Source organism: Nocardia citri, assembly GCF_054065835.1.
This window is the reverse complement of the sequence record NZ_JBSUQM010000041.1, coordinates 14,976-30,969: the sequence shown is the minus strand read 5'-3', so window position 1 is coordinate 30,969 and position 15,994 is coordinate 14,976. Positions and strand designations below refer to the sequence as shown.

At 63.0% G+C, this 15,994-nt stretch carries 13 protein-coding genes and 1 pseudogene; 12 read left to right on the top strand and 2 right to left on the bottom strand.

All coding sequences use genetic code 11. The features are described from left to right. Positions 1 to 324 precede the first annotated feature (324 nt). On the top strand, positions 325 to 1,335 hold the full coding sequence (locus tag ACW2Q0_RS30070; RefSeq protein ID WP_457194297.1) for a DUF7065 domain-containing protein: 1,011 nt from the start codon (positions 325 to 327) through the stop codon (positions 1,333 to 1,335). Between the two features lie 749 nt (positions 1,336 to 2,084). Beyond that, positions 2,085 to 3,233, top strand: coding sequence for an LLM class flavin-dependent oxidoreductase (locus ACW2Q0_RS30065; RefSeq protein ID WP_457194296.1), 1,149 nt, complete (start codon positions 2,085 to 2,087; stop codon positions 3,231 to 3,233). 244 nt (positions 3,234 to 3,477) lie between these two features. Here ACW2Q0_RS30065 and ACW2Q0_RS30060 read toward each other — a convergent pair. Together ACW2Q0_RS30060 and ACW2Q0_RS30055 are read right to left on the bottom strand one after the other, a co-directional pair. Continuing rightward, positions 3,478 to 3,646: pseudogene (locus ACW2Q0_RS30060) on the bottom strand (IS110 family transposase); the annotation flags it as partial. Positions 3,647 to 3,749: 103 nt separating this feature from the next. After that, positions 3,750 to 4,364 (bottom strand): TetR/AcrR family transcriptional regulator, encoded by a 615-nt coding sequence (locus ACW2Q0_RS30055; protein ID WP_457194295.1) that lies wholly within the window; start codon positions 4,362 to 4,364, stop codon positions 3,750 to 3,752. 250 nt (positions 4,365 to 4,614) lie between these two features. Between ACW2Q0_RS30055 and ACW2Q0_RS30050 the strand changes: the two genes are divergently transcribed. The 10 genes from ACW2Q0_RS30050 to ACW2Q0_RS30005 all read left to right on the top strand — a co-directional run bounded on the left by ACW2Q0_RS30050 (position 4,615) and on the right by ACW2Q0_RS30005 (position 15,988). Further along, the gene (locus tag ACW2Q0_RS30050; RefSeq protein WP_457194294.1) at positions 4,615 to 5,397 is read left to right on the top strand and encodes a hypothetical protein; all 783 of its coding nucleotides are present in this window, start codon (positions 4,615 to 4,617) and stop codon (positions 5,395 to 5,397) included. An 88-nt stretch (positions 5,398 to 5,485) separates the two neighbouring features. Next, the gene (locus ACW2Q0_RS30045; RefSeq protein ID WP_457194293.1) at positions 5,486 to 6,754 is read left to right on the top strand and encodes a cytochrome P450; all 1,269 of its coding nucleotides are present in this window, start codon (positions 5,486 to 5,488) and stop codon (positions 6,752 to 6,754) included. Continuing rightward, entirely contained in the window at positions 6,751 to 7,809 is a 1,059-nt protein-coding gene (locus tag ACW2Q0_RS30040; RefSeq protein WP_457194292.1) for a phosphotransferase, read from the top strand. The genes ACW2Q0_RS30045 and ACW2Q0_RS30040 overlap by 4 nt, the downstream gene beginning before the upstream one ends. Continuing rightward, a complete protein-coding gene (locus tag ACW2Q0_RS30035; RefSeq protein WP_457194291.1) occupies positions 7,809 to 8,963 on the top strand; it encodes a phosphotransferase in 1,155 nt (384 codons plus the stop codon). The genes ACW2Q0_RS30040 and ACW2Q0_RS30035 overlap by 1 nt, the downstream gene beginning before the upstream one ends. A 234-nt stretch (positions 8,964 to 9,197) precedes the next feature. Next, entirely contained in the window at positions 9,198 to 10,895 is a 1,698-nt protein-coding gene (locus ACW2Q0_RS30030) for an FAD-dependent oxidoreductase (RefSeq protein WP_457194290.1), read from the top strand. A gap of 400 nt (positions 10,896 to 11,295) precedes the next feature. Further along, positions 11,296 to 12,006, top strand: a complete 711-nt coding sequence (locus ACW2Q0_RS30025) for an ABC transporter permease (protein ID WP_457194301.1) — start codon at positions 11,296 to 11,298, stop codon at positions 12,004 to 12,006. Between the two features lie 56 nt (positions 12,007 to 12,062). Beyond that, entirely contained in the window at positions 12,063 to 12,890 is an 828-nt protein-coding gene (locus tag ACW2Q0_RS30020) for an MlaE family ABC transporter permease (protein ID WP_457194300.1), read from the top strand. 85 nt (positions 12,891 to 12,975) lie between these two features. After that, positions 12,976 to 13,983: an Mce family protein gene (locus ACW2Q0_RS30015; protein WP_457194289.1), complete on the top strand. Its 1,008-nt coding sequence runs from the start codon at positions 12,976 to 12,978 to the stop codon at positions 13,981 to 13,983. Further along, the gene (locus ACW2Q0_RS30010; protein WP_457194288.1) at positions 13,980 to 14,987 is read left to right on the top strand and encodes an MlaD family protein; all 1,008 of its coding nucleotides are present in this window, start codon (positions 13,980 to 13,982) and stop codon (positions 14,985 to 14,987) included. The genes ACW2Q0_RS30015 and ACW2Q0_RS30010 overlap by 4 nt, the downstream gene beginning before the upstream one ends. Further along, positions 14,975 to 15,988, top strand: coding sequence for an MlaD family protein (locus tag ACW2Q0_RS30005; protein ID WP_457194287.1), 1,014 nt, complete (start codon positions 14,975 to 14,977; stop codon positions 15,986 to 15,988). The genes ACW2Q0_RS30010 and ACW2Q0_RS30005 overlap by 13 nt, the downstream gene beginning before the upstream one ends. Positions 15,989 to 15,994 lie beyond the last annotated feature (6 nt).

Here is a 15,994-nt window from a genome sequence, read left to right as displayed (position 1 = left end):
AGTCGACGACTTCACTCCTGGATTCGAGTGTCTTGGTACCAAATCCCCTCCACCCTTGCTGTAAAGACCCCCTGGGTTCGGTGGCGATTCAGCGAAGACGTCGCGCCTAGATTGCTGGTATGTCAACTGGAGGCAGGAGCTCGTTGAGGAGCTGCGGGGCTGGTGCTCTCGGCGCGGTCGAGGAGAGGCTGCCTTGTGCCGCGTTTCCCTGCCGTGAGGGCGGGCGGCTTCTGCGCGGGTTGGTCAGGCTGCGCCGCGGCCGCCGGCGAATGGCTTCGTCGACGCTGACGCCGCTCCAGCTAACACAGAAAGAAAGGTGATCGTGTGAGCACAGATAGCACACGGAAGGAACGGCTCCGATCCCATCCGTTCGAGGACCGTGACGAGTTGCCTCACTCGATCGAGAGCGTCCCGGGTTGGTCGGAGAGCTTCCTTGTGCAGGCCTACTGCCCTGAGGCCGACATCGGCGTATTCGCCCACAGCAACCGCTGTCACTTCGACCCATCACTGTGGAGCGAGGTGATCGCGATCTACCTACCTCACGATCGCTTCGCTGTCGCGAAGGGCTTCGGGTACGCGCCCAGTACGACCCAGCTTGGCGGCTGCTTGTCGGTCGAGAGCCCGGCTCCGTTCGAACGGACGATCACCCGCTACGTTGGCGCGGCACAGCTGCTGGACGGCGGGGTACTGCGTGCCGGTCCCGCGCCCTCGGGGATCCATGTCGGACTCGAGCTGGAGCTGCAGCACTGCGCGTTGGGGGAACCATTCGGGGTCGGAGACATCCGCCCCGGTGCGCTCGGCCACACACATTACGAGCAGCATATGAGCGTATCCGGGCATGTAACGATCGACGGGTCACGGCTCGAGCTGGAGGGAACCGGGTTGCGTGACCACACGTGGGGTCCCCGCGATCTTTCGGTGATGGGCAATCACCACTGGATGCATGGCGAGTTCCCCAGTGGACGCTGGTTCACGACAACGGTCGTGTCGCGCCGAGATGGCGGCGAGCCGTTGCTGGACTTCCACGTGGTCGGCGACAAGCACGGGATGACCCGTGCGCAGCTCGTGAGCCCACCACCGTTACTCGACGCCGAGAACGAGGTACGGAACCGGTGGGAGGTGCATTTGCAGACCGACGAGGGTATCGAGGTGATCGAGGGCGAGATCCTCAGCCCGATGGCGTTTTCATTCGTCGGTCCGGTCGAGATGACTCTCGGCGTCGACCGTAGTCCTGACGCTAGCCACGCGATCTACGAATCGCAGGCCCGCCTGCGCTGGGGTGGCGAGACCGGCTACGGGCTGTGCGAGCGCTCAGTTGTCAAAACACGGAACTAAACCCCAATGACGTACTCGAGCAGTAAAACAGATGACGGCATGCTCAGGCGAGCGTCAGACGCGGATGCGTGGGAGCTGTCTGGTCAATCTGGATCGGTTGGGCAGCACGAGCCGGGGGCGCTACCTGCCAGGTGACGGGTTTCTCCCCGCGCGCGGGTTCGGTTATCGCGGCGAGACTCCGGCCGGACCCGTCTGGTCCCGGCTTGACCTACAAATGCGTCGAGCCGTGGCGCGCAAACTTACCGGGCCCTGCCCGACTCCTCACGGGCGAGCAGCTCCGCGCAGGCCCGGTCGCCGACAGCCAGCATGTCAAGTTCGACTTCGAGCTCGTCTACGAGTCGATTTGTCCGATCTTCGAGCTGGGCGAGATGCAGAATTGGGCATCCGAGCATTATGAGCACCACTGTGCCGTGTCCGGTTTGGTTTCTTACAGCGCACCACTATTGAGCTGAGCGGGATCCGCGATCACAGCACCGGCACCCGTGACCTTACTGCCTGGACCGCCATATCTGGTGCAATGCGGAGTGGCCCGACGGGCGCGCGTTCTATCTATGTAAATCGGCAAACAGAAGCTCGCGTGAAAGCGAAGGAAATCAGGAGCGTAATACGGTGCCGTTGACTCTTGGATGCAAGGCTTCTCCGGAGCAATTCGGGCCGCGAGACTTCGTGGAATTCGCGGTGCCTCCCTCTGTTGCGCAAGCGTGCCGGCTGAGCACCCTCCCTGCCTAACTAATCCGAAGGAGTACAACATGTCAGATACAATTAAATTCGCTGTTCCATTCGACAATCACCGCACCACGCCGATCTCCATGGCCGCACCGTTCACGACACGCCTCGGCCATGCAGGAATCGATTACCTGTGGATCTGGGACGAACTCTCCAGTTGGTTCCCCGGAGATCTTTTCACGACTGAGAACACGCCGGCGGCAGAGTTTGTCGATCCGGATTCCACGCACGATCCCTTTGTGCTGGCGGCGTTTGCGCTGGCGGCCAACCCAACGGCAAGCGTCCGGCTCACCACCGACGCGGTTCGTGCGGCGCCTGCTGAACTGCTGCGCAAGATGCTCACCCTCACGCACGCTACCAAGGGCGACGTGGTCTGCGCGTTGGGCGGAGGTGAACTGCGCCAGACCAAGCCGTTCGGCTACAAGAGGTCGGAGGGTCTCAAGCGCCTCGAAGACATGTTTGTAATCATGCGCAAGCTCTGGGACGCGGACGGGCCGTTCTCATACCAGGGAAACATCTGGAACTACAAGAACGCCACGATCGGCAACACCCGGCCGGCCAAACGTCCAGAGTTCTGGGCGCTCGGTGGCGGCCCGCTCCTCCTCGATATCGCCGCGCGGTATGCGGACGGATTCGAGGCAGCCAGCCCCCAGGCCATCCCTCGGCCCGATGAGTTCGCCCAGACAGTTCAGGCTGTACGGCAGGACGTCGAGGCGGCGGGTCGCAATCCCGACGAGTTCGGCTTCGGTATCTGGAACATCTGCATTTGTCATGAGGATCCTGATGTCATAGAAAAGGTTCTTCACAATCCGCTGGCGAAGTACTTCGCTGGCCAGTTCGGCCGTCTCAACAGCGATGATTGGGAAAGAGAAAGCATCGAGCCGGTAATGCCCAAGGGCTGGCACTACGCCATGAAGTGGACGCCCTTCGAGCAGAGCAACGAGGAAATCGAAAGAATCGTTTCGAATGTAGATGACAAGATGTTGCGTCGCTCGTTTCATATCGGCTCTCCGAAGGAGATTGCCGAGATCAACAGTCAGTTCATCGAGGCAGGTGCACGGTTCGTGGGCCACCTGGACATGGTTCCGCTGATTCTAGGCCTGGCGGATGCCGAGGACTCCTTCCGACGCGCTGCCGAGGTCAACGCTCACGTCAAGGCCATGACGGTTTGAGTGCTCCGCGGCGAGGGCGTCGGCTTCTGCGGTTGTGGGGCCGGCGCTGTCACCGCAAGGCGACAGGAGTAGTTCTCGACAGCGGTGCGACGATCTACGCCCAGCCGGTGGTTTCGGCGGCCGACCCGTCTCGTTGTTCACCAAACTGCTCGAGAAGGAGAACGTTCCCGAGCAAGTGGCTGCTGATATTGTTGCCATGCAGGTGACGGCTAACAGAGTTATCGGTGAACTGCGCCCCCGGGTGCCGATGGTTCCCGGCATGGCCACGAGTCCTGGCCGCGGCAGGGGCCGCGTCCCACCGGGCCCGCAGCTGAGCGCCGGGACGATACGGCTTGAGGTGGTGCCAGGCGGCCTCGACAAGGTCGGCGGTCGCCGGTCTTGGTGATCGAGCCCTGTACTCGGGTTGCGCCGGAACCGGCTGCCGCTGATCCGGCTCCGCTACGGCGGATCGGCGTCACCGTGGGGATTCGGCCTCTAACCTCGCCAGCAGCGGCAAAGGTCTCCGACTCGGCTCGATCAGGTGCCGGCGAGGGTCGTCCAACAGATGTCTGTGTGGACGGCCGCGAGGCGAACTAGCTCGCCCTCGTCGCCGTTGCGTGCGATGTCGTAGAGGCCGCGTTCGGTCATCCAGATCAGCCACGCGGCGGTGCGTTCGGGGTCCGTGTGACGCCAGTTCTGGCTGCGCTGCGCGATGGTGATGCGGTCGGCGACTGCCTTGGCGAGATTGCTCCACATGCGGTCGAGTCGCTCTCGGATCCGAACGTCAGTGGCTGCGGAGTCGGCGGCGGCGATCATGACGGTTCGATGCTCGAAGTACAGGCGGAACAGTTGCTGAGTGTATGCCCGCATCGAGTCCTTGGTCATCGCTTCGGCGTCGGACATCCAGCTGAGGGCAGTGCTCTCGAAGGCTTCGAAGACATCTTCGGCGAGGGCGCCGATCAGGTCCGCCTTGTCATCGAAGTGATAGTAGAAGGTCGACCGGTTGACTTTGGACTGTTCGAGTAGGCGTTCGATTCTGAGTTCGGCGTAGGTGCCGTTTTCGAGTTCCTGCTCAACGGCCGCCAGCAGCCGTTGCTTCAGACGGGACTTGTTTGCCTTGCGCCGGCCGTGCATCGGTTCGGTGGCGTTCACGGTCACTCCTATCAGTCTAGGCCACGTCGAGCACGGCGTTGCGGGCAGGGAGCCGAGGAACGGTGGCAAGCTTCCTGGGCTTAGTTGGGCCAGCGTGCGTTGTATGCCGGTTCAGTCAGACCTCCCAAAGTCACCCAAATTCGAACGTAGTTTACGTATTGCATTTTCGAACTTAGAGTACTAGTTTCTCCGTTACGGGTACTTCGCGGGTGTCTTCGGGCAGCCGCTCGAGATGAGAGGTGCTGGCGCAGTGAGCATCCGGACGCAGAAATGGTGCGCTTGGGGCGGGGCGATCCTGACGGTCACGTTCATCGTGGGCTGGGCGGGACTTGGCGGGTTTGTACCGCCGCCCTCGCCCAAGAACAGCGCGCAGGAGATCGCCGACTTCTTTGCTGACCACCAGAAGCGGATCGAGATCGGCCTGTTCATGTGCTTGGTCGGGTCAGCGATGTTGGCTCCGTTCACAGGTGTGCTGAGTTCGCAGCTGCGGCGGATCGAGGGCAGGCACACGCCGATCAGCTATACCCAGATCGTGTCCGGATGTGGGGTTGCAGTCGGGTTCACGATGGGCCTGATGATCTGGTACACGGCGGCGTACCGCCCCGAGGCCGATCCAATCCTGACGCAGCGGCTGAACGATATGGCCTGGTTCATCTGGGTCGGTTGGGCCTACCTGCCAGCCGCGCAGACGATCGCCGTGGGAATCGCGATTCTCAAGGACAAGCGTCCTGACCCGGTCTTTCCGCGCTGGCTCGGATATCTCAGCCTGTGGTGCGCGCTGTTCTACCTGCCCGGTGGCCTGGCCGTTTTCTTCTATTCGGGACCGCTGGCGTGGAACGGCCTGATCACCTGGTGGTTCCTGGTGATCGCGTACTTCATCTGGGTGGTCGCGATTACCTGGGGTCTGTTCTGGCGGGCGATTCCGCACCAGGAACGCGAAGAGGCGGGGCATCCGGACGACGACCCGGTGGCGGCGATACTGAACGGCTCGCCCGTGCATGCCGCCCAGCCGTCGTTCGCTACGGAGCCCTGATCAGTAAAAACCCGATGCGGGCGGCGCGATTCGTCACACCGCCCGCATCGGCCCAGAAGTTGTCAGACGAACGAAAAAGGTAGAACGCATGACGAACGTCTCCGCGCTCGACAGCGGCGAACAGGCTGAAGCGATTCGCTCCCTCACCACACCCGAGGGCATCGCGGACCCGTACCCAACCTACGCCGCGTTGCGTGAGTACTCGCCGGTTTACGGGTTGGTCGACTATCCGGTCGGCGCGATTCCAGGGCAGGACGAGCCGATCACCGCGTGGGCTGTCCTGAGCTACGACCAAGTAGTCGAGGTACTCAAGAACCCGGCGGTGTTCTCCTCGCGCGACCCTGCACATGAGGCAGCTGGGGAGCCCAGCGCGATCTTCGGACGTAACGACCCGCCTCTCCACTACGCCGAGAAGAAGATCGCCACACAGGCGTTCACCCGGCCGAGAGTCAACGCTCTGCGACCCTGGCTCGAGGAATACATCGGCAACCTTCTCGATGCGCTGCCGCTCGAAAAGGATGTGGACGTCATGACAGCGATGGCGTATGACACGCCGAGCGTCGTCATGACACGGTTCTTCGGCGCCCCGCAGTCGGACGCCAAGCGGTACCGGGGATGGGCGCAGGCATTCATGTTGTCGGCCGAGATGACCCCGGAGGAGCGGTTCACCTCCCACTTGGAGATGGCCAGCTACTTCATGGAGGTTGCCGACGCGCGCAGGGAGCAGCAGGGGCAGCACGATGCCGCCTCGTCGGACTTCATCGATGCTCTGCTGAGCGCGGTGGACGACGACGGCCGTAACCTCGACTCCGCGGGAATCCTCCGCTACTGCGTGACCGTCCTCGCCGGCGGCGCCGAAACCTCGATGTATCTCATCGGGAACCTGCTCCATGGGTTGGCTACACGGCCCGAGATCGCGGCTCAGGCGCGTCGGAATCGTGAGCTCGTCCCCGTCTTCATCCAGGAGACACTCCGACTGACCGGCCCCGCGCAGCGGCTGTTCCGTGTGACCAACGAGGAGACGACGCTCGGCGGCAAGCGGATCGGCAAAGGCGAGCGCGTCGCGGTCTTCTTCTCAGCGGCCAGTACCGACCCCGCTGTGTTCGAGGACCCGCTCGAGTTCCGCTTGGACCGCCTTAACGCCAACAAGCACATGTCGTTCGGTCTCGGCGCGCACTTCTGCCTGGGGTCCCCACTCGCGCTTCTCACCGCCGAAGTGCTCGTCAATGCTGTACTCGATCGCTTCGAGACCATCGAGCTCGGCACCACCCCACCGAAGTCCCAGGATGCGACGCTCCTCATCAACGGCTTCAGCGAACTCACCCTCGAGTTCACCCGTACAGAGGTGATGTCATGACCTCCGTCAGCATTCCCCGCGACCAGACCGACCTCGACGACGCCTGGATCAGCCGCATACTCGATGCACCCGTACGGGTGACCGCGACCCACGGGCTAGCAGTCGGCTTCGCATTCGCCTGTCGGCTGTTCCGGCTACACCTCGAGGGCCCGCTCGGCACGCCTGGGTCAGTTGTGGTGAAAATGCCCGTCGAGGGTGAGGTCCGCGCGATGCTCGACGGCATTGGGGCGTACGCGCGCGAAGTCGTCTTCTACCGTGACCTCGCCGCCGCAGTGCCGGTCCGCACACCCGCGATCTACGCCGCATATCAGGCCACCGACAGCACCGACTTCGTGCTCGTGATGGAAGATCTGGTCGATTGCGAGCCGGTGGACCAGATCGTCGGCCTCACCCTCGCACAGGCGGAAGCCACGGTCGATGCACTGGCCCGCATGCACGCCTGGTCATGGGGTCGGACCGAGCTGCTGGGCGAGTACGCCGACCGCTTCTGGCCGATCGACTCCGAACCTGGTACGGCGCTGCAAAAGCAATACGCCGGGCTCTTCTCCCACGTCTGGTCACAGCGGCGAGACGGGCTATGCACGCTGCTCGGTCCGGCGGCTCGAGAAGTCGGCGATCACTTCTCGGAGCTGCAACCCGAACTCGTCAAGCAGCTGGCGGCTCCGCGGTGTCTGACACACGGTGAACTACGCGCGGAAAACATGTTCATCGATCGCGCGGGTCAGCCAGTCTTGTTCGACTTTCAGGCCACTCAACAGGAATGCGGCGTCCGTGAGCTGCAGTACCTGCTCGGAACGAGCCTGCCCGAGGACGTGCTCGCTGAGCATGAGGCCGCTCTGCTCGATCGTTACGTAGGTGTTCTGCGCGCCGAGGGTGTCGAGTACGGGGTTGAGGACGCACGCGAACACTACTGCGCGGCGACGACCTACAACCTGATGTGGCCCGTGATGGCCTGTATTCGTTACGACTTCGCCTCCGATCGAGGTAAGACGACGCTCGACACGATGGTCCGTCGACTTGGCGCCGCAATCGACCGCCACGCTGGAGGCGCTTGATGACCGACCATGTCTTGCAGTTCGAGGCGAAGGTCCGCGCGGCGTACACACAGGAGGAGCGCGCCGCAGGACCGGTCACGGGACTCGATCAACTGCCGTTTACCTATGACCATCTCACCACCGCGTGGCTGACCAAGCTCCTATGTCATGGCCACGACGGGGTCGAGGTCGTGAATTTCAGGGCTGAAGAGGCCGACGACCTCGGGCGTGGTCACGCCCGTATATGGGTTGAGTACCGCGGCGACTCCGACGGACTGCCTCGGTCGGTGTTCTGCAAGGACTCTCAAAGGCTCGAACTGAGGCTGTTCAACGCCGCTCTTATCGCTGGCGAAGTCCAATTCTTCAAGGATATTCAGCCTGCCCTCGGGGTGGAGACTCCTCGGTGTCGGCACGTCGGCTACGATCCGGGCACGCTCAACTCGTTGCTGATCTTCGATGATCTACGCGAATACGGACTTACGTTTTGCACCGATAAGACGTCCGTCACCCGGACGCTCGCCGAAGGCCAGATATGCCACCTGGCGGCTGTCCACTCCCGCTTCTGGGGCGAGATGGACAGCAATCATCTGATGCAGGAACTGCGCCCGTTCAGCAATGTCTACGACAGTATCAACACCATCTTCGGTGGTCGGTTCAGTTATGCAGTGATGAATGGCTTCCATGCCGCAGCGGAGGCGCTCCCGGATAAGGTGCTCTCACGCACCGACGACATTTGGCCGGGCGTGGAACGCGCACTCGGCGCGCAGCGCGACGCCCAGCCGACGCTGACCCACAACGACTCGCACATCGACAATTGGTACCCGTCCCCCGACGATGGTCAGTTGCGGCTCGGCGATTGGCAGATCGTCTCGCGCGGCGACCCAGCTTTCGATCTGGCACTCGCATTGTCCACATCCCTGACCGTCGAGGACCGCCGGGCCTGGGAACGCGACCTGATCAAGCTCTACATCGAGGAGGTTGCGGCACGCGGCGGGCCGCATCTGACCTTCGATGAGGCATGGGACCGATACCGGACCCAACTCTTTTTAGTGCTTGCGTGGTGGACACCCACGGTCAAGTCCAGCGTCGATTTCGAGTTCCACGATCTCGACGGGACATTCGAGATCATCCACCGGATCGCCACGGCGCTCGACGACCTCGATGCCTTCGCGTGACCAACATCGTCCGAGAACAACATTGCCGAACCAGTGCTCGGCGGGAGGTAGATCAAGTGGACCATATCGTCGCCGACCGCGCATGCGGCCAAGTCGCGCCTGGGGCGCTTTGGCCGACGAGGAGCCCTTGCATCGCCCTTCCGCTGGTGTGGCTCACAACAGCACGTGCGAGTGCAGCCTGTGATGATCTTCCACCGGCCAGAGCATCTCGAGTCCGAGGGGGAGGTGTGAGCCATGGTGCACGTCATTACCCAGCCGTGCTGCAACGACGCTGCCTGCGTCGCGGTCTGCCCGGTCGGCTGCATTCATCCGACGCCTGACGAGCCTGGGTACGCCACCGCCGAGATGCTCTACGTCGATGGGGGCGCGTGCATCGACTGCGGCGCGTGTGTGGACGTCTGCCCGGTGGGCGCCATCGTCCCCGAGGACGAGCTCACACCCGCCACTCAGCGTTATGTCGAGATCAACGCCCTGCACTTCGACGAAAACCAGTATCTGTCCCAGCCTCCACGTGGCCGGCAACCTGTCACTATCGCGGCCGAGGCAGCGCCCTTGCGCGTGGCGATTGTGGGCTCGGGACCGGCGGCCAGCTATGCCGCTGAGGAGCTGCTCAGTCACCGAGGTTTGGCCGTCGAGGTGACCATGTTCGAGCGGCTTCTCACTCCGTGGGGGCTGGTCCGCTTCGGAGTCGCCCCGGACCATCCCGAGACCAAGGCGGTGACCGCAGGCTTCGAACGCACTGCTCGACGCAGCGCGTTGACCCTGCACCTGGGCGTCGAGGTAGGTACCCACCTCACCCATGAGGAGCTCCTCGCGCACCACCACGCCGTGATCTATGCGGTCGGAATGAGTACCGACCGTCCTCTCGGCATCCCCGGCGAAGACCTACCCGGATCTGCAGCGGCCACCGACTTCGTCGGCTGGTACAACGGGCACCCAGACTACGCAAACCTCTCGTTCGACCTGTCCAGCGAACGTGTTGTCGTGGTCGGCAACGGCAACGTCGCTCTGGACGTCGCCCGCATCCTCACCGCTGATGTCGACCAGCTCCGCCGCACCGACATCGCCGACCACGCACTTGATGTGCTCGCTGACAGTGCCGTGCGCGAGGTCGTCGTGCTGGGCCGCCGCGGGCCCACGCAGGCCGCATACACCACACCTGAGCTCCTCGCGCTTGGCGACCTGCCCGGCGTCGACGTCGTAGCCAGACCGGCCGAGGTGGTTCTCGACCCCCTGAGCGAGGCGGGCCTTGACGCCCTAACCGAGTTCAAGGTGCGGATCGTGCAAGAGTATGCCGAGCGGCAGCCGACTGGCGGTCGCCGGATCAGCTTGCGTTACCTGCTTGCCCCCCAATCGTTGTTGGGTACGGATCGGGTGGAGGGCCTCCGCGCTGTGCGCACTGAACTGGTCCGTTCCGACCAGGGCACTTTGGACGCGCGCGTTACCACAGTCATTGAGGACCTCGAGTGTGGATTGGTGCTGCGTGCGATCGGCTACCGCGGCAAACCTGTGGCCGGGATGCCGTTCAACGACGACGACGGCATCATTCGAAACGACCAGGGCCGGGTTGTCGACCCCGATAGCGGTCTTGCCGTCGCCGGCACCTATGTAGCCGGCTGGATCAAGCGCGGCGCGTCCGGCGGGATCGGCACAAACAAGAAGTGCGCGGCGGACACCGTCGCACAGGTACTCGCCGATCATGCGGCTGGGCTACTCGCTGCGCCGTCGGCGAGTGCCGACGACCTGGAGGTCCTCCTACGCACCAGGCGCCCGGGGCTACCGGGGTACGCCGGCTGGGAAGCGATCGACTTGTATGAACGCTTGGCTGGCCAGGCCCGGGACCGGCCTCGTGTCAAGGTCACCGACACCTCTCGACTTCTCAAAATCGCTCAGACCGTTCCGCAGGGTGTCGAACACCCGAACGATCCGTAGATCGCCCACCCGGACCCGAGGCAGGAATCTCAATTTGTGTCATGGTCGGCGCTGAATGCCTGTGCAGGGCGGGAGTAATTATGAGAATGAACAATGCAAAGCCGATGGTGTCGCTCCGGCAACTCATTTGGCGTGGCAGAACACCACTACCGCCACGGCGAAACACGTCGTTTGTGACTACTCGTGACGCGGGAACGGCGGGTATGCGATGACTGCTACAGCTACCTTGAAACCTTTGGCGGGGCCCTCGGCGCCGCCGCCTGGGTCCGCGGTCCCCACCCGAGAATTTCATCGATTGACATCTGTCGATCGCGTGATAGCGCAGTTGCGGGAGCGCCCGGCCAAGTCGCTGGCGACGATCGGCCGTTCGGCGGAGCTCACCGCGGCGGTGTTGCGGTACATGTTCGTGGATCTGGTGCGGATGCGGCTACCGATGGGCGAGGTCGTGGACCAGATGTGGACGTTGTTGAAGGTGACCGCGCTGCCGGCGCTGTTGATGGCGATCCCGATCGGCGCCGAGGTTTCGGTCGAGGTCGGCGGCATCATGAACCAGGTTGGTGCGAACTCGCTGGCTGGTGCGGCCTCGGGTCTGGGTGTGGTCGGTCAGGGCGCGCCGATGGCGGCGGGATTGCTGATGAGTGGTGCGGCCGCCTCAGCGATCGCCTCGGATCTGGGCGCCCGCTCGATCCGCGAGGAGATCGACGCCATGCGAGTGATGGGCGTCGACCCGGTCGAGCGACTGGTGATGCCCCGATTCATCGCGATGGTCGCCATCGCACCGATCCTGTGCATCATCATCGTCGCCGCCGGTGTGTTCGCGGGCCTGACCATCTCGGCGAATGTGAATCATGTTGTGCCGGGTAGCTTCTGGGCGTCCTTCGGCGCTTTCGCGACAACCACCGACCTTGCATTCTCGGTGTTGAAGGCACTGGTGTTCGCGGTGATCGTGGTGTTGATCGCGAGTCTGCGCGGCCTGGAGGCCAAGGGCGGCCCGAAGGGTGTGGCGAATGCGGTGAACGCCTCGGTGGTGCTCAGCGTGTTCTGCATTTTCATGACGAACCTGCTGATCAGCCAGCTGCAGATGATGTTCTTCCCGGCCCGATTGGCGTGATGACGATGACTACTACTCCGTCGAAATACGTTCCGGTGCTGTTCGCTTCGGTGTTGATGCGTCCGATCCGGGCGGTCGGGCGCGGGTTCTCCGAATCGCTCGGTGAAATCGGACAGGTCGTGGTGTTCACCGGCAAAACCCTGATCCTGCTGCCGAAGACGGTGAAGCATTACCGCTCCGCGACGTTGAAGACGATGAACAGCATGGCCTGGGGGAGTGGGTCACTCGTCGTGGACGGCGGCGTAGTGAGCCTGATGTTCTTTCTTGGCGTGGCGGTCGGTGCCGTGGTCGCGATCGAGGCGTTCATGGCGTTCAATCTGCTGGGCTTTGGCCCGTTGACCGGAATCATCGGTTCCTTCGGCAATATTCGGGTGATCGCGCCGATCATCACCGGTATCGGATTCGCCGCGCAGGCGGGGTGCCGGATGACCGCGGAGATCGGTGCGATGCGGATTTCCGAGGAGATCGACGCGACCGAATCCATGGGTTTGCAAGCGATTCCGTTCGTCGTGGGCACGCGATTGATCGGCGGCATGTTGATCGTGCTGCCTGGGTATCTGATGGCGTTGATGGTCAGCTTTTTCACCGGCAGTTTGATCGTGAAGGTGTTCGATGGACAGCCAGCAGGCACCTACGACCATTATTTCAGTCAGTTCCTGACCGTCCCGGATTTGTGTGCCTCGCTGGCCAAGGTGCTGGTGTTCTGCGCGATGGTGACGCTGATCCACTGCTACTACGGGTATTTCGCTTCTGGTGGCCCGGCCGGTGTCGGTGCGGCATCCGGACGTGCGATCCGCGCGAGCCTAGTGGCGATCGTGGTGTTGAACTTCGCTATGACAGTGGCTATCTGGGGTTTGAGCCCGTCGCTGGTCTTCAAGGGATGAGGCGATGAGTAAAACCAGAAATCAGGACTTCCTGCGCGGCACCGATGCGCAGCAAGCCCGCGTCGTCACCATCGCCGCGGTCGCGATGATCGCGATCATCGCCCTGGTGGTCGTCGGCATGGTGTGGGTCCGCCCGCACGTGGAAAAGCCGAGTGGGCTCCCGTTGAGCGTGGATGTCCCGTTCGTCGCGCCCGGAGTCGGCAAGGGCACCAAGGTGATCCTGCACGGCGCGGAGGTCGGTGAGATCACCGATCTGGAAAACCACGGCAACGGGATCGTGAGGATGAGCCTGTCGCTCAATCTGGGCCAGGTCCACGGGTTGACCGACAACTTCGACGTCGATTTCCGTCCCGAGAACTACTTCGGTATCACCGCGGTCAACTTGATTGCCAAGGCCGGCGGGGACCACCTGGCCGCGGGGCAGGTGCTGGACCGGATGCCGGCGGGTGATTTCACGATGTCGACCATGCTGGAGAAGGGTTCCATCGCGATCGATGGAACGCTGACCGATTCGATGATCCAGTCCCTCAACAAGATCATCAAATACACGGACGGCCTGACGCCGATGATCCAGACCGGCATCGTGTTTGCCAACCGCGCTGCGAAAGCGCAGCAAGCCATGCCGAGCGAGCTGATCGGCCGCGCCGACGACATCCTGCAGGTGCTTCCAGCGTTCAGTCAGCAGACGATCGACATGTTGTACAACGCGTACGACAACGACCTCAACAAGTTCGGACCCGGAGGCTCCTTCGGCGTGAGCGAAGCTGTGTTCGCCGACGTGGATCAGGCCCTGGACCTGACGGCGAACAATCTGTTCGGGGCCGCGGGAAGGCTACTGGCCTCGCACGGAAATGAGCTCACGCCCGACACCGAACTGGTGCATGCGCTGGTGGATGCGTTGCCGCAGATGATGGACGGCGGCGCGATGCCCGGCAAGCTCTCGACACTGGTGGATCGCTACAACCGGGCGTTCAGCACCGCGCCCAACGGGTCCAAGACGTTGAACATGCGGGTGGTGCTCGATGACCTGCCGGGGATTGCCGCGCCGCTGGCGGTGATCGGTCTGCCGCCGGTGCAGGGCGCGAAGCGATGAGCCCGAAGGTCGAATTCGTTGCGACGGTGCTGAAGCTGGCGTGTGCGGCCGTGGTGGCGGCGTTGCTGTTCGTGATCATGATCAATGCGATCAAGAATCCGGATGAGCACGCGGACGCCCACTATGTCGCGTACTTCACCGACGTGTCCGGTTTGCACACCGACGGCGACATCCGCAGCAAGGGTGTGCAGGTCGGCAAGGTCACTGCGATCGACCTGATCCGCCAGGGCGGGCGCAGTATCGCCAAGGTCGGTTTCACGCTGCAGAAGCCGTTCCATCTCACCGACAACACGGTTATGGCCGTGAAGTACCAGAACCTGACCGGTATCCGGTATGTGGATCTGCAGGTTCCCGCGCAGCCGGGCAACGTCGTCGATCACCTGGGCGTGCAGCAGACCCGACCGTCGTTCGACATCACCCAGTTGTTCAACGGGTTGCAGCCGGTGCTGGCCACGATGAGCACCGATCAGATCAACGCTTTCACCCAGAACGCCATCATCCTGCTACAGGGCGATGGCGGCGGCCTGGCGCCGATGATGGACAGCGTCCAGAAACTCGCGGACATGGCGCGGGACCGCCAGCAGGTGATCTCGACGCTGGCCTCGAACATTGCGCACATCTCCGATTCGATGGGTGGTCGCTCGCCGCAGGTCATGGATTTCATGCATGCGGTGGAGATCCCGATCGACAGGGCCATGACGGTGCTGGACCAATTCTCCAAGACCGCCAAGTTCGGTCCGGAGTTTGTGACGCCGGTGCACCGGTTGATCGTCGAGCTCGGTTTGAACGGTGAGTTCGATGTCGACCAGTTGTTGCAGCACACGTTCTCCTCGTTGTCGGCGGCGGCGGACGCGTTGCGGTTGCTGCCGGTGACCATCGCCGGTCTACAGCTGCCCGCCATGGCGGCGGGACAGACCCTGGGCTGCAGCAAGGGTGTGGTCAAACTTCCCTCGGACGTCAAGGTCCTGCTCAGCGGTAGCGAGGTCGTGGTATGCAACAAGTAAGGCAACCCGCCACCGGCCTGAAGGCGCTGCTGGGCCGGATCCGGCACAGCCACACGCTGCTCGGCTCGTTCGTGGTCCTGGTCGCTGTGATCGCCCTGGGCGCGGCGGCGCTGCTGTACGTGCGCCCGATGAACCAGAAGACGATCCGGTTCGAGACCACCGACGCCTCCTCGATCAACGTCGGAGAAAGCGTGCGCGTCGCCGGCATCGACGTTGGCAAGATATCGAAGGTATCGATCGCGCCATCCACTGTCCAGGTGGAGGCCCGGGTATCGGACAGTACGTTCGTGGGTTCGGATTCCACGGTCGAGGTCCGGATGCTGACCCCCGTCGGCGGCTATGCGGTGACCGTGGTTCCGGCGGGCACCGTACCCTTGGGGGACAAGGTGATCCCGGTCGATCACGTCAACGCCCCGTATTCGATCGGGGATGTGCTGCAGGCCGTGCGGCATACCACCGATCAGGTCAAGGGCGGCACCATCGACGCCAACATCGATCAGGTCGCCCAAGCGCTGCAACATAATTCATCGTCCGTGGGTTCGATCATCCAGGGCATGAACAGCATCGCGTCGGTGATGGACCAGCAGCGTGAGCAGGTGCGCACCATCACGGATCTGGCTTCGGAGTATCTGCAATCGTTCAACGACAGCCGCGAATGGGTGTTCGAACTGCTGCGCAAGGCCGAGATCGTGGTGACCACCTACGACAACGCCCATGTCGGGTTCAACGAGGCGTATCAGCTGCTCGGCGACACCATGTACCGGGTGACGCCGGTGATGAAGTTCATTCTCGAGCACAACCCGCAGATCAAGCCAATGATCGACAATCTGCGGTCCTCGATCAGTGATTTCCAGACGTCAATGGGTCCGGCGATCGCGCAGTTGCAGAGCCTGCGGGATCGGTTGGCGGCGTGGCTGGGTCCGGACGGGCTGGCGACCCTGGGTGGGGGAACGATATCGGCCTCGGACATCTGTGTCCCCATCCCTGGACGGACGTGCTGAGATGAA

What these genes read in the sequence shown, in the direction of transcription:
- ACW2Q0_RS30065 (WP_457194296.1), top strand. Translation starts at nt 2,085, where the DNA reads ATGTCAGATACAATTAAATTCGCTGTTCCATTCGACAATCACCGCACC.
- ACW2Q0_RS30045 (WP_457194293.1), top strand. Translation starts at nt 5,486, where the DNA reads ATGACGAACGTCTCCGCGCTCGACAGCGGCGAACAGGCTGAAGCGATT.
- ACW2Q0_RS30040 (WP_457194292.1), top strand. Translation starts at nt 6,751, where the DNA reads ATGACCTCCGTCAGCATTCCCCGCGACCAGACCGACCTCGACGACGCC.
- ACW2Q0_RS30035 (WP_457194291.1), top strand. Translation starts at nt 7,809, where the DNA reads ATGACCGACCATGTCTTGCAGTTCGAGGCGAAGGTCCGCGCGGCGTAC.
- ACW2Q0_RS30030 (WP_457194290.1), top strand. Translation starts at nt 9,198, where the DNA reads ATGGTGCACGTCATTACCCAGCCGTGCTGCAACGACGCTGCCTGCGTC.
- ACW2Q0_RS30025 (WP_457194301.1), top strand. Translation starts at nt 11,296, where the DNA reads ATGTTCGTGGATCTGGTGCGGATGCGGCTACCGATGGGCGAGGTCGTG.
- ACW2Q0_RS30020 (WP_457194300.1), top strand. Translation starts at nt 12,063, where the DNA reads ATGCGTCCGATCCGGGCGGTCGGGCGCGGGTTCTCCGAATCGCTCGGT.
- ACW2Q0_RS30015 (WP_457194289.1), top strand. Translation starts at nt 12,976, where the DNA reads ATGATCGCGATCATCGCCCTGGTGGTCGTCGGCATGGTGTGGGTCCGC.
- ACW2Q0_RS30010 (WP_457194288.1), top strand. Translation starts at nt 13,980, where the DNA reads ATGAGCCCGAAGGTCGAATTCGTTGCGACGGTGCTGAAGCTGGCGTGT.
- ACW2Q0_RS30005 (WP_457194287.1), top strand. Translation starts at nt 14,975, where the DNA reads ATGCAACAAGTAAGGCAACCCGCCACCGGCCTGAAGGCGCTGCTGGGC.